The sequence below is a fragment of the Variovorax sp. genome, from assembly GCF_965279555.1.
GTDB lineage: Bacteria > Pseudomonadota > Gammaproteobacteria > Burkholderiales > Burkholderiaceae_C > Variovorax.
The window spans coordinates 5,592,326-5,605,436 of the sequence record NZ_OZ257247.1; the positions used below are offsets into that span (position 1 = coordinate 5,592,326).

Annotated in this window: 13 protein-coding genes; 5 read left to right on the top strand and 8 right to left on the bottom strand. The window is 69.2% G+C overall.

The features are described 5' to 3' along the window. The first annotated feature begins 87 nt into the window (after nt 1-87). Nucleotides 88-426, top strand: a complete 339-nt coding sequence (locus ACQY8B_RS26275) for a hypothetical protein (protein WP_422084611.1) — start codon at nt 88-90, stop codon at nt 424-426. A gap of 31 nt (nt 427-457) precedes the next feature. On the opposite strand, the gene aqpZ is transcribed toward ACQY8B_RS26275, so the two are convergent. After that, a complete protein-coding gene (gene aqpZ / locus ACQY8B_RS26280; protein ID WP_422084612.1) occupies nt 458-1,162 on the bottom strand; it encodes an aquaporin Z in 705 nt (234 codons plus the stop codon). A 269-nt stretch (nt 1,163-1,431) separates the two neighbouring features. On the opposite strand from aqpZ, the gene ACQY8B_RS26285 reads away from it, so the two are divergent. Further along, a complete protein-coding gene (locus ACQY8B_RS26285) occupies nt 1,432-2,484 on the top strand; it encodes an ABC transporter substrate-binding protein (protein ID WP_422084613.1) in 1,053 nt (350 codons plus the stop codon). A 120-nt stretch (nt 2,485-2,604) separates the two neighbouring features. Here ACQY8B_RS26285 and ACQY8B_RS26290 read toward each other — a convergent pair whose 3' ends face one another. From ACQY8B_RS26290 to ACQY8B_RS26320, 7 genes are all read right to left on the bottom strand, one after another. Then, a complete protein-coding gene (locus ACQY8B_RS26290; protein WP_422089112.1) occupies nt 2,605-3,084 on the bottom strand; it encodes a DUF3761 domain-containing protein in 480 nt (159 codons plus the stop codon). 108 nt (nt 3,085-3,192) lie between these two features. Further along, nucleotides 3,193-3,858, bottom strand: a complete 666-nt coding sequence (locus ACQY8B_RS26295; protein ID WP_422084614.1) for a hypothetical protein — start codon at nt 3,856-3,858, stop codon at nt 3,193-3,195. Further along, nucleotides 3,855-4,694: a hypothetical protein gene (locus ACQY8B_RS26300; protein ID WP_422084615.1), complete on the bottom strand. Its 840-nt coding sequence runs from the start codon at nt 4,692-4,694 to the stop codon at nt 3,855-3,857. Before ACQY8B_RS26300 ends, ACQY8B_RS26295 begins: the two co-directional genes overlap by 4 nt. Further along, entirely contained in the window at nt 4,691-5,182 is a 492-nt protein-coding gene (locus ACQY8B_RS26305) for a hypothetical protein (protein ID WP_422084616.1), read from the bottom strand. The genes ACQY8B_RS26300 and ACQY8B_RS26305 overlap by 4 nt, the downstream gene beginning before the upstream one ends. Then, the gene (locus tag ACQY8B_RS26310) at nt 5,179-5,814 is read right to left on the bottom strand and encodes a hypothetical protein (RefSeq protein ID WP_422084617.1); all 636 of its coding nucleotides are present in this window, start codon (nt 5,812-5,814) and stop codon (nt 5,179-5,181) included. The genes ACQY8B_RS26305 and ACQY8B_RS26310 overlap by 4 nt, the downstream gene beginning before the upstream one ends. Further along, nucleotides 5,814-6,428 (bottom strand): hypothetical protein, encoded by a 615-nt coding sequence (locus ACQY8B_RS26315; RefSeq protein WP_422084618.1) that lies wholly within the window; start codon nt 6,426-6,428, stop codon nt 5,814-5,816. The genes ACQY8B_RS26310 and ACQY8B_RS26315 overlap by 1 nt, the downstream gene beginning before the upstream one ends. Before the next feature lie 68 nt (nt 6,429-6,496). Further along, nucleotides 6,497-8,749: a hypothetical protein gene (locus ACQY8B_RS26320; protein ID WP_422084619.1), complete on the bottom strand. Its 2,253-nt coding sequence runs from the start codon at nt 8,747-8,749 to the stop codon at nt 6,497-6,499. A gap of 300 nt (nt 8,750-9,049) precedes the next feature. Here ACQY8B_RS26320 and htpG point away from each other — a divergent pair, with 300 nt between their 5' ends. Genes htpG through ACQY8B_RS26335 form a run of 3 tightly spaced genes read left to right on the top strand, consistent with a single transcriptional unit; the run spans nt 9,050 to nt 13,111 of the window. Continuing rightward, nucleotides 9,050-11,086, top strand: coding sequence for a molecular chaperone HtpG (htpG, locus tag ACQY8B_RS26325; RefSeq protein WP_422084620.1), 2,037 nt, complete (start codon nt 9,050-9,052; stop codon nt 11,084-11,086). Further along, nucleotides 11,083-11,700, top strand: coding sequence for a hypothetical protein (locus tag ACQY8B_RS26330; protein WP_422084621.1), 618 nt, complete (start codon nt 11,083-11,085; stop codon nt 11,698-11,700). Before htpG ends, ACQY8B_RS26330 begins: the two co-directional genes overlap by 4 nt. Before the next feature lie 52 nt (nt 11,701-11,752). Then, nucleotides 11,753-13,111 carry an SWIM zinc finger family protein gene (locus ACQY8B_RS26335; protein ID WP_422084622.1) on the top strand — a complete coding sequence of 453 codons (1,359 nt, stop codon included), beginning with the start codon at nt 11,753-11,755 and terminating at the stop codon, nt 13,109-13,111.

A 13,111-nucleotide genomic window follows, 5' to 3' on the forward strand; every position in this document is an offset into this window, starting at 1 on the left:
CGTGCCTAGAGTGCACTCAGGTCCTGCCACGCGCAGTTCGCGTGATGGCACGAGGCCGGAGACAACATGCCCTCAGGAGAACACACCATGCGTACATCCCTCAAGCTTCTCGCCGTCGGTTCTTTCGCTGCCCTCGCGGCGCTCGGCACTGTCGCTGCATCGGCCGAAACCACCGATGGTTCGGACTTCCATCCGCTGCAGATGAACTCGCCCACGAACCCCGATGTGCAGGCCGGCGCGATGGCTGCGGCCCGTCCGAGCGGCACCGAGCCCATTGGCCAGTCGACCAGCGCACCCGCGATGAGTTCGACGATGCCGGTGTCCGACATCCAGGCCGGCGCCTATGCGGCGTCGCATCCGACCGGCACCGAGCCGATCGGGCAATCGACTTCGCTGCCGATGGTGAAGTCGGGCAGCGGCAGCTGAGTGCCGCCGCCGGTTGCAACGGCGACTGTGTTCAGTCGTCGTTGCTGCTGAGCAGCGCGCGGTAGATCACCGCGCCGATGATGGCGCCCGCGATGGGCGCCACCCAGAACAACCACAGCTCCGACACCGCATAGGACGGCCCGAACAAGGCCGGGCCTGTGCTGCGTGCGGGGTTCACCGAAGTGTTGGTCACCGGGATCGACACCAGGTGGATCAGCGTGAGGCACAGGCCGATGGCCAGCCCCGCGAAGCCGCCGGCCGCGCGCTTGGCGGTGGCACCGAGGATCACGATCAGGAACACCGCGGTCATCACCACTTCGCAGATCAGCGCGGCGGTCATGCCGTACTTGCCGGGCGAGTGTTCGCCATAGCCGTTGGTGGCGAAGCCGCCGATGTCCGCGCCCGGCTTGCCGGTGGCGATGAGATAAAGAACGCCCGCCGCCGCGATGGCGCCGAGCACCTGCGCCACGATGTAGCCCGCGAGCTGCGAGGCCTTGAAGCGGCCCGCCGCCGCAAGGCCGATGGACACCGCCGGATTGAAGTGCCCGCCCGAGATCGGGCCCAGCGCATAGGCCCCGGTCACCACCGTGAGGCCGAAGGCCAGCGCGACCCCGTGAAAGCCGATGCCGGTACCTGGAAAGGCCGCCGCGAGCACTGCGCTTCCGCAGCCTCCGAGCGTGAGCCAGAAAGTACCAATGAACTCGGCAGACCACTTTTTGTAGGTACTGTGTTCCATGACGCTCCATCCTGAAGTTGAGGGATTGCGCCCGGCCCACGGCCTTGCGCGGGGCGGATTCTAGGAACGGCAAGGACGGTAGCGCAGCATGTCTTTCGGCCTATCGGAACCTGTTCACGTTCGTTGCAGCTTTGTGCATTTGCGCCCAGGCGAACACCAGGTCTTCCGATGCGCGCAAGCTGGCCGCACGCTGAAAACCCCTGCACCGCCGTGCGACGCGGGCGCTATCCTGCGGCTTCCAGCCATCGAACAACGAGGAGACACGCCGTATGCGTCCATTCGCCATTCCACAGACCGCAGCCGCCGCCGCATGCACGGCCCTCGTGGCCACGGCGGCGCTGCTGGGCGCATCGAACGCGGCCGCGCAGGGCACCGTCAACGCGCTGTGCAGCACCGACGCAGGCTGGTGCGAGGCCGCCGCCGCAGCCTTCACGCGCGAGACCGGCATCAAGGTGCTGCAGGCCCACAAGGGCACCGGCGAAATCGGTGCGCAGCTGCGCGCGGAAGCGGCCAACCCCAAGACCGACATCTGGTGGGGCGGCACGGGCGATCCGTTCCTGCAGGCGGCCGAGCAGGGCCTGCTGGAGCCTTACCGGCCGGCCTACATCGACGACCTGTACGACTGGTCGGTGCGCCAGTACGCGATGTCGCAGAACATGGTGGGCGGCTTCTACACCAGCGCCATCGGCTTCGGCTTCAACACCGAACTGCTGAAGAAAAGGAAGCTGCACGAGCCCAGGTGCTGGGCCGACCTGATCAAGCCCGAATACAAGGGCGAGATAGAGATATCGCACCCCGCCTCCAGCGGCACGGCCTACACCATCATCGCGGGCCTGGTGCAGCAGATGGGCGAGGACGAGGCCTTCGAGTACCTCAGGAAGCTGCACCGCAACGTGACCAGCTACACCCGCAGCGGCCAGGCGCAGGCGCCCAACGTGGCCAAGGGCGAAGTGGCCATCGGCGTGAGCTTCATCTTCGGCTTCGAGCGCTGGCGCTACGACAAATTTCCCGTGAAGACCGCCGCGCCCTGCGAGGGCACCGGCTACGAGATCGGCGGCATCGCCCTGGTGAAGGGCGCGCGCAACAAGGAGAACGCCAAGCGCTACTACGACTGGCTCATGAGCCCCGCGGGCCAGTCCATCGGCGGCAAATCAGGCAGCCTGCAGTCGCCGGCCAACAAGACCTTCAAGCCCGACCCGCGCATCCCGTCGATGGCCGACGTGAAGCTCATCAAGTACGACTTCGAGAAATACGGCAAGGCGGCCGAGCGCAAGCGGCTGATCGACCGCTGGACCCGGGAAGTCGAGTCTCAACCGAAGTGACAAGGAAGGAGCCGGATTCTTCCGGCGAACACCGCGGAACCGGCTTTGCCGGGCCGCAGGTGTTGCCCCCGGCAGGGGGTTGGCGAAGCGACACGAAGTGCGCGAAGCCTGGGGGCGAGCCTATGAACACGCCTTGTTGTGGGAGGCGTGCATGCCCTTGGCTTTTGCATCGGCCTCGCTCAGGTACTCGCCCTTCTTGGTCTTGCCGTAGTAGCGGTCGCCCATGCAGTGGTAGACCTTGGTCTCGTCGTTGGCCCACACCTTGCCGGCACCGCCGCCGGGCGCTGCGGCCATCTTCGTGAGGTCCGGCGCGCCGGGTGTCTTGGTGGCCGTGCCGGTGCTCGGCGCGACGCCGGTCTTGCCGACATCGGCCGACTGGGTTTGCACGGCCGGAGCCGCGGCGGCAGCAGGCGCCGCTGCGGCGGCCTTGCCGAACCACGTCTTGATGCCCTTGTGCCCGCGGCAGGCGCCGGACTTGGTGTCGGGCGACGCATAGCTGCCGTCCTTGCATTGCACGGTGGTGCCGGCCGGCGCGTCGGCCGGCACTTGCGCCTGCGCTGCAAACGCGGCGAGGCCGAGGCAGGCGGCGATCCACAGCATCCGGGGATTCTTGTTGTTCATGCAAAGCTCCTGGTGGGTTTAAAGGGCAACCCCGCAGCTTTGGGCATCAATCCCAGCGGAAGCTGACTTGCCCGCCCTGCACCCTGCTCAGGGCGAACTCGCTGTGAAGGTGACGACGCCGGAGTAGGTGCCGGCGGTGCGGCTGGCCGAGTTGGCGTACTGGAAGGTCCAGGTCGCATTGCGCACGGTGACGAGGCCGGTGGTGTCGGTGGGAGCCACGTTCACGGTGGCGCCGCTGCCCGCGGCAGGAATCACCGGGGCGGGCAGGTTGCCGTCGCTCGAGCTGATCGTGATTTCCGACATCGGGATGGTGTTCGAGCCGGTCGTGAGCGGCGTGGTCACCGTGGCGTGCAGGCCGATCCGTCCGGCGTTGCTGCGCACCTCGACCGGCAGCACGTTGCCGTTCGGCGTCACGCCCAGCGTGGGCGCGGCGCCGCTCCAGTTGACCGGCTTGTTGTTGCCGGCCGTCGGCGTGGTGGGGCCGCCGGGAATCGTCGGCGCCACCGTGAAGCTCACGCTGCTCGTGGTGCCGCCCGGCGAGGGCCAGGCGCCGTCGCCGATGCGAAAGAAGATGAACTTGTCGATCGCGAGGGTGAAGTTCAGCGCCACGGTGCCCGTTGTGAGCGGCACGTTGGCGCTCGGGCCCGCCGTGCTGGAGGCGGCGAGCACGGCCATCGGCGCGGTGGCGGCCGCCGCCAGCAGGCAGGCAGCGGCAAGCGCACCGTGCTCGCACAGGCCGCCGCCGTGTTTCATTTCAGCTCCACGTCCACCTTGAAGCTGCCTTTCTCCCAGTCCAGCGCACCGCTTGCCTTCACCGGGTAGACGGGCTGCGGTGCGGATGTTCCGCCGTCGCCCTTGGGCACCAGCGCCAGCGTGCGGGTCTGGCCCGGCAGGATCGGCGTGCCTTCTGGCACCAGCTCGAACGCGCGGCCCTTGCTGTCGGTGGCGTCCAGGCTGCCTTCGAGCCGGCCGTGCGCGTCGCCGGTGTTGGCAACGGTGATCAGCGAGCGCCGGGCGCCGGAGGCCTCGCCGCTGGCGATCTGCCGGATCTCGAGCTTGGGCTCGGCGCCGTTGAGCAGCACGTACACCGCCACCGCGATGCGACCGGTGACCGGCAGGTTCAGGCTCGCGCCGCCGCCGCGGATGACGGTCTGCTGCGCGGGCTCCGTGCCTTCGATGGCGATCATGAAGCGGCACTCGCCGCGCGGTGCGTCGGCCGGCGGATCGACCTGGAAGCGGAACGACTTCTTGCTGCGCGCCGGCACCGAGACGATGCGCCGCTCGAGCATCACCCAGGGCCGGCAACTGCCCGGCAGCAGCTCGTCGTGATAGCCGATGTTGCCCTCGGGCGAATAGCTCCAGTCGATGGTGCGTATCGCCACCTCGGTCGGGGCCGATGCCAGGTTGTGGATGTCGAGCGACTGCCCGACGCGGGTGCCGCCCTTGGCCGCGAGCTCGAAGCGCGAAGGCGTGACGGCGATCTCGAATGGCGCGGCTGCCGCGTGCTGCTGCGCCGCAACGAGGAGCGCGAGCACGGCTGCGGCGCGCAGCAGCCGGCATCGGCGAGGAAAGGGGATGGCGTCGTTCATGGCAATGTCTCGATCTCGAAGGTCGACTCGAAGCTCAGCGCCGCGCCCGTGGGCAGGCGCAGTTCGCGCGGGTCCACGCGCAGCGTCAGGTCGAAGGTTTCGTTCATCCACGGCGTCTTCACGACGCCGTTCCACACCTGCACCCGGTCGCCGGGGCGGCCCGAGCCGCTCGCGAAAGCGCCGCTGCCGCGCCAGTCGACCCGCAGGCCGGCCGGCGAGCGCAACCCCACGACGGCCGGCGGAATCACGTAGAAGATGCGCGCGCGCCGCCCGGTGTAGGGCGCCGTGGCCAGCCGGTATTCGACGCGCCCGAAGGGCAGCACCAGCAGGTTGCCGTCCATGCCCTGGGCGCTGCTGAAATCGCCGCGCACCTGCGCGCGCGGCGAGGCCGAGTCGTCCAGCCGCGCCACCTGCGCCCAGGCGGCCACGGCCGCGCCGAGGCACGCAGCGCAGGCCGCCGTTCGCAGGTACCGGCGCCGCGTGCTCATTCCATCGACGCCGTGAAGCGTACGGTGCCCATGTAGGTGCCGCCGGGGTAGACGGTGTCGTTGGCGTAGGTGAACTGCAGCGTCGTGGACGACAGCTGCCGCGACTGGTAGGTCCAGGTGCCGACGCCCAGCACGCACGGCAGGCCCAGCAGGCCGGTGCAGAAGGAGGCGTTGGCGTTGTAGCTGGCGATTGTCTGGTTGGCCGTGCCGTCGAAGCTGCCGCTCTGGATGTCGCCCGACGCGGCGTTGTCGTTGCCCGAGGCGGTCCAGCTGACCTTGCTGAAGGGAATGGTGATCGAGCCGCAGCCGGACCACTGGCAGACCAGTCCCGAGGACGAATCCACGCGCAGCGTCACGGGGCGCGCGGTGGTGTTGCTGGCGGTGATCGGCCGCACCGGCGTGACCCACACCGTGATCGGCTGCGAGCCGGTCACCGCCGTGGGCGTGAGCCCGGCGTTGGGGCCGGTGACGCTGAAGGCCACGGTGTCGACCGTGGTGCCGGGCGAGCCCACGCGCAGCACGAGTCCGTAAGTGCTGCCGGTGTCCGTCACGATGGTGATGACGGCGCGCGCCGGCGCCGCGGCGCACGCCAGCGCCAATGCCGCCGCGCCCGCGACTGCGGGGGCGCGCATCAGATGCCCTGCGCTGTGTACGTGATGGTGTTGGTATAGACGCCCGCAGCCCATAAGCCGGGCGTGCCGCCCAGCGTATAGGCCCAGGTGCTGGTGGCCACCACGTTGGAGCCGAACGAGGTCGATGCGCAGGCGCCGAGGTTGGCGCCCGGATGCGGCAGGTTGCCGACCGCCGTCACGGAGAAGTCTCCGTTGGCCGGGCCGCCGGTGGCGCTCCAGGTGCCCAGGGCGCAGTTGATGGTGCCCGCGCCCGCGTTGGTCCACGCGTACACCGTGAGCGTGCTGCCCGCCGTGCTGGTGGTGACCGTGGGTGCGGTGCCGTTCCAGTCGACCTGGGTGTTGTTCACGCCGGCCAGCGGCGTGGTGGGGGTGGCGCCGGGAATGCTGAGGGCGGAGGTCCAGGCCACCGTGTCCACCGTGGCGTTGGTCGAGCCCACGCGCAGCAGGATGAGCTTGGGCACCGTCACGCTGAGGTTGACCTTGGCCTGCGCGGTGATCGTGCCCGTGCCGGAGCCGTACTGGCTCTCCGCCAGGGCGCCACCGCCCGGCAGGGCCAGGGCGAGCGCGGCCAGCAATGCGGCCAGCGGGCGGGGGGCGAATTTTCTTCGGCTCATGGTGTCTCCTTTTGTTGAACGCACGTGGGAACAAACCGGGCGAAAGCGCTGCTGATTCATTGATTCATTCATTCGGCCACCTTGACCACGGGGATCTCGGTGGTGGCCTGGCCACGCAGTGGCACGTCGACGCTCACGCCGCTGTCGCTCCTGGCACCCCACGGCAGGGGCACGCTTTCGAGCGTGAGCGTCAGCTGGTGGCGGCCGGTCGTGACCAGCGGAAACTCGAAGCGGCCGTCTCGGTCGGTGATGGCGCGGTAGCGGCCGTCGAGCAGCACCTCGACGCCTGCCACGCCGCCTTCGCCGGGCTGCCGCACGCCGTCGCGGTTGGCATCGAAGAACACCTGCCCCGACACGCTTCCGCCGCCCGCGCCGCCGCCGCGCACCCCGGCCGCCTGGTAGGCCGTGCCGGCGCTGCCCTCCCAGCGCAGGTAGATATAGGCGGACTTCTCTTGACTACGATAGAGATTGGTACCGGAGAAGGTGGTCGGCACCAGCGCCGCGCGCGCCTGGTTGAAGCTGGCCGCGAAACCCAGGCGCCAGCCCGGCGCGAGCTCCTTCTCGGCGGTGAGCGTGCCCGACAGGCCGCGGCTGGTGTAGAGGCCGCCGCTTTGCGAGGTGTAGCGCAGGTTGCCGCCCAGCTGCAGGCCGCCGTCCATCCAGTAGCGGAACTGCACGCCGGCCGTCGGGTAGTTGCGCGCGGTGCCGCCGCTGCGGTCGCGCGCATAGCCGAGGGTGGTGGTGAACTCGGGCCGCTTCGTCTCGAAGCGCCCGCCGATCCAGTCCTGCTCCCACTGAAGTTCCTGGCCGGTGGCGGCCGGCTCGTTGCGCACGAGCAGATCGTTGCGCCGCACCGTCAGCGTGAAGCGGCTGCGCGGCCAGTCGAAGAAGCGCGTTTGATAGAAGGCGTTGCCGTAGAGGCTGCGCGCATCGGACGCTGCCACGGCGCTGCTGGCTGCGGGGTCCGTGGCCTTGTCGTAGCGCGTGCGGTACACGTTCAGGCTGCCGCCGGCCGAGGTGTCGCGGTCGAACAGGTACTGGAAGTTGCCGTTCGCGCCCACCCGCGAATAGCCCGCGAGGTGGTAGTTGGGGTCGGCCTGGGTGCGCTCCTGGTCCAGGCCCGCGCCCCAGCTCATGCGGCTCGTGCTGCGGTCCACGCGCCAGTAGGCGCCGCCCGTGCCGGTGGAAAGCGCGTAGTCGCCGAAATGCAGGTTCGGCCGCGCCGTGTACACGCCGAACTCGTGCCGGTAGAGCCCGGAACGCGCGCTCGCCTCGAGAAACAGGCCCTGCGAGCCGCCCGTCGCCACGCCCGCCGTGGGCGAGCTCACGCTGCTGCCCACCAGCGTGGCGCGCGCCTTGAAGTCGCCGTCGCGCACCACCTCGCGGCCATGGCCCAGCGAGGCGGCCCAGCTCGTGACGTCCTTGCGGCCGAAGCCCTGCGCCGTAAGCGGGTCAAGGTAGTAGGCCGGCACGTCGCGCGCCTGGTCGAGCTGCAGTGCCGTGAACCACGAATCGCCCAGCCGCTGCGTGAACCCGAGCCAGCCCAGCGTGCCCTGGCTCTTCTCGAAGCCCGGGTAGGGGCCGCCCGCCATGTTGCCGCGCTGGCCGAAGCCGGCGCGCACGTCCAGGTCGGAGTTGAAGATGCGCATCGAGGCGCCGCGCACCGTCGTCGAGCCCAGCGAGAGCCGGTAGTTGCGGCCCAGGCCGTCGGTCAGTTCGCTGTAGATGTCCCCTACGGCGCTGTCGGCAAAGGTCTGCGTGGTGACAGGGAAGCCCAGGTTGCGCAGCGTGAAGCGTCCGCTGGTGGGTTCGCGCGCATAGCCCAGCGCGCCGATGCCACCGCCGCCCACGAGGCTGTCGCCGCTGAGGTGGCGGCCGTCGGCCTGCAGCACGAACTCGCCGTAGTTCAGCGTCTCGCGGCGGTATTCGAAGCGCTGGCCGAACTCGGCCGCGCGCTGGCTGCCGTAGCCGGAGGCCGATGCGGAACCGAAGCCGATGCGGCTTTCCACCAGCCATGCGCGAAAGCCCTGCGGCTGTTCTGCCTCGGCTGCCGTGCCGCCGCCGGTGGTGTCCGCGTCGGTGTCCGCCGTCATGAAGCGGTCTTCGTAGGCCTTGGGGGCGGAAGCCGCGAGCGCTTTCAGCCGCGCCTGCTCCGCCTGGGCGCGGTCCATGGGCTGGATGCGCGCGTCAGCTGCCACGGTCGCGCCGGGTGAAGGAGGTGACTGGCCATGCGCCGGCTGCAGGCAGAGCACGGCGGTCGTGCATCCCAGCCATGCGCGCGCGGTGATCTGGAGCAGGGGCACCCCGGCTGGATTGGCCATGGTCCGCGGAGTCACTCGAATCATCAAACGACATCCTGTTTCCCGATGCATTGATGCCCTGTTCAGATCGGGACCTAGGATATTTCAGAAATGTTATCTGCGGTAACCTTTTGTGTTTCAGGAGGCGTCGTGCGCTTACATGGAAGCCATTTGTTTTTGCTAAAAATGTGAAGTGCGTCACGCAAGAGGCCCGTGCTGTTGATAAAGAACACGAATGCCTTACCTGAGAAAGTCGGCACGCCGTCACCTTGTGGCCGCCGTGCCGACTTAGAATTTTTTTGACTCGATATTTCTCTTTCCATGGCTGATTCCTCCAACACCAAACTCCCGTTCCAGGCTGAAGTCGCGCAACTGCTGCACCTCGTCACGCATGCGCTTTATTCGAACAAGGAAATCTTCCTGCGCGAGCTGATCTCGAACGCTTCCGACGCGTGCGACAAGCTGCGCTTCGAGGCGCTCGACCACCCCGAGCTGTACGAAGGCCAGTCCGATCTCGACGTGCGCCTCTCCTTCGACAAGGCCGCGCGCACCATCACCATCACCGACAAGGGCATCGGCCTGTCGCGCCAGGAAGCCATCGACAACCTCGGCACCATCGCCAAGAGCGGCACCAAGGACTTCATGAGCAAGCTCAGCGGCGACCAGAAGGCCGACGCACAGCTCATCGGCCAGTTCGGCGTGGGCTTCTACTCGGGCTTCATCGTGGCCGACAAGATCACGGTCGAATCGCGCCGCGCCGGCCTGCCGGCCGACCAGGGCGTGCGCTGGGTCAGCGGCGGCGCCGGCGACTTCGAGGTGGCCGACATCACCCGCTCCGAGCGCGGCACCAGCATCACGCTGCACCTGCGCGACGACGCCGACGAATACCTCAACGCCTGGAAGCTCAAGCAGATCGTCGGCAAGTACTCCGACCACATCTCCCTGCCCATCCTCATGGAAAAGGAAGAGTGGAAGGAAGGCGAGAACGACCAGCCCGGCGACATGGTGAAAACCGGCGAATGGGAAACCGTCAACAAGGCCAACGCCCTGTGGAGCCGCCCCAAGAAGGACATCACCCCCGAGCAGTACGAGGAGTTCTACAAGAGCATCAGCCACGACTACGAGGCCCCGCTCGCCTGGAGCCACAACCGCGTGGAAGGCAGCACCGAATACACGCAGCTGCTCTACATCCCGGCCAAGGCCCCGTTCGACCTGTGGAACCGCGACAAGAGCGCGGGCGTCAAGCTGTATGTCAAGCGCGTCTTCATCATGGACGACGCCGAGGCGCTGCTGCCCAGCTACCTGCGCTTCGTGAAGGGCGTGATCGACTCGGCCGACCTGCCGCTGAACGTGAGCCGCGAACTGCTGCAGGAAAGCCGCGACGTGAAGGCGATCCGCGAAGGCAGCACCAAGCGCGTGCTCGGCATGCTCGAAGACCTGGCGAAGAAGCAGAAGACCGGCCCCGAGAGCACTGAAGGCCGGATCGACGTGGGCTCGGGCGAATCGGTGCCGGCCCCCGAGCCGACCGAAGCCGTGACGGACGTGGTCGACAAGAACGCGCCCACCGCCGCCGAAGCCGCCGCGAGTGCCGCAGACGAATCGGGCAAGTACGCCAGGTTCTACGCCGAGTTCGGCGCGGTGCTGAAAGAAGGCCTGGGAGAGGACTTCGGCAACCGCGAGCGCATCGCCAAGCTGCTGCGCTACGCCTCCACCACCACCGACACGGTGAGCGTGAGCTTCGCCGACTACAAGGCCCGCATGAAGGAAGGCCAGGACGCGATCTACTACATCACGGCCGACACCCTCGCCGCCGCCAAGAACAGCCCGCAGCTCGAAGTCTTCAAGAAGAAGGGCATCGAGGTGCTGCTGATGACCGACCGCGTCGACGAGTGGGCGCTGAACTACCTCAACGAGTTCGACGGCACCCCGCTGCAGAGCGTGGCCAAGGGCGCGGTCGACCTCGGCAAGCTGCAGGACGAAGCCGAGAAGAAGGCCGCCGAGGAAGCCGCCGAGTCGTTCAAGCCGCTGCTCGAGAAGCTCAAGGAAGCGCTCAAGGACAAGGCCGAAGACGTTCGCGTGACCACGCGCCTGGTCGACTCGCCCGCCTGCCTCGTGGTGCAGGACGGCGGCATGAGCACGCAGCTCGCGCGCATGCTCAAGCAGGCCGGCCAGCCAGCGCCCGAGCTGAAGCCGGTGCTCGAGGTGAACGCCGAGCATCCGCTGGTGAAGAAGCTCGAAGGCTCGGCGCACTTCGACGACCTCGCGAACATCCTGTTCGACCAGGCGCTGCTGGCCGAAGGCGGCCTGCCCGCCGATCCGGCGGCCTATGTGAAGCGCGTGAACGCGCTGCTGGTGTGACCGGCCGGCCGCGCACCGTCCGGACAACAGCCGCCGCGGTTCCCGCGGCGCTGCTGCTCCTCATGGTGGGCGGCTGCTCGCACTACCGCGTCGGCATTCCGCTGGCGCCGGGGCTCTCGCTGGGGCTCGGCGCCACGAAGGACGGCAACTTCTCGGTGGGGCTCAACACGGGCTTCGGCCCGCTCGGCGCGGGCGTGGCGGTGAACAACGGCGGGCAGGTCTCGGGCTCGGCCGGCGTCGGTGTCGGCGTGGGGCCGGTGGCTACCGGAGTCAGCAAGGGCGCGGTGCTCTATGACCCGAAGGCCGCGCCTGCAGCACCTGCCGCAGCCGCGTCGACCGTTGCCCCGGCCGCCGTCACCGTGACGGCTGCGCCGGGAACACCCGCTCCCGTCCTGTATTCGACGCCCGCGGCGCCTTTCACGCCGATCGCGCCCGTGGCCCAGGCTGCCGCCGCTCCAGCGGCTCCCGCCAGGGCGCCTCTCTTCAAGATCACGCGCCCGCCGCCGGAGCCTCCGGCGCCCGCGGTGAACGTGAGCTACCGCACGCCGGCCGTTGCGGCCGCAGCGGCCTCGGCCCGCGAGGCCGGCACGCCGGGCAATCCCGTCGCGCCTTGATGGTCGCGTCTTTTCAATCATCCGCGCCGCGGACCGGCGCGAGGGTGCCCCGATGAGTCTCAGCACAGAAGCCGTCCTGGCGCTCGCCCCCGACGATGCGTCGGCCAAGGCCGCCAAGGGTTTGCTCGCACCGGCCAAGTGGCCCACGCTCGCGTTCTCCGACACCGCCGTGTGGGGCGAATGCCAGGGCAGCGGCAGCAAGCCGTACCAGACGCAGGTCGACCTCACGGGCCCGGTGTTCCGCTGCTCGTGCCCGAGCCGCAAATTCCCCTGCAAGCACGGCCTGGCGCTGATGCTGCTGCGCGCGCAGAACGAAGCCAGCTTCACCCAGGGCGACCCGCCGCCGTGGGTTGCCGAGTGGCTCGCCTCGCGCCGCGAAAAGGCCGAGAAGAAAGAAGCCCGCGCCGCCGAACCGCCGGCAGCGCCCGACCCGGCGGCTGCCGCCAGGCGCGACGCGCAACGCTGGAAGCGCATCGAGGCCGGCACGCAGGAGCTTGCACGCTGGCTCGACGACCAGACGCAGCGCGGCCTGGCCTCGCTCGGCAGCGAGCAGCAGCAAGCCTGGAGCGCGATGGCCGCGCGCATGGTCGATGCGCAGGCGCCGGGGCTCGGCCAGCGCATCACGCAGGCGGCCGAGCTCATCGGCGTGGGCGAAGGCTGGCCCGCGCGGCTGCTCGACCGGCTCGGGCGGCTGCAGCTGATCGTCGATGCGGTGCCGCGCCGCGAATCGCTGTCGCCCGCCACGCTGGCCGATTTGCGCATCGCGCTCGGCTGGCCGCAGGACCGCGAGGCGCTGCTCGCCGAAGGCGAACGCGTCAGCGACCACTGGCTGGTGCTGGGCCAGTGCATCGACGAGCGCGACACCAGACTGGTCGAGCGCCACGTGTGGCTGCAAGGCCGCGCGAGCGGACGCCGCGCGCTGCTGCTCGACTACGCCCACGGCGGACGCGGCTTCGAGACCGGCTGGGTCAGCGGCAGCGAACGCGCGGCGGTGCTGTGCTTCTATCCGGGCCATGCTTCGCAGCGCGCGCTGGTGGCCGAGTTGCCGTCCGACGCGCCCGCCACGGCCGTGCCCGCCGTCCCCCCCGACGGCGCGCCCGACGAATGGCAGCGCATGGCGCAGCAGATCGCCGCCAATCCCTGGCAGCCGTTGCTGCCGATGGTGTGGGCGGACGCCGTGCCCAGCCGCGACGGCGACCGTTGGTGGCTGCGCCTCGGCGGCGCGCCGCAGGCGCTGCCGATGCAGATCACGGCGCAAGAGGCGTGGCAGCTGCTGGCGCATTCGGGCGGTGCGCCGCTGCGGGTGTTCGGCGAGTGGGACGGCGAACAGTTCGCGCCGCTCACCGCATGGCCGATGAGTGCGGCGGCCGGCAGTGCGCCGGTCTGGACGCTGACGGGAGTGCGGGTATGA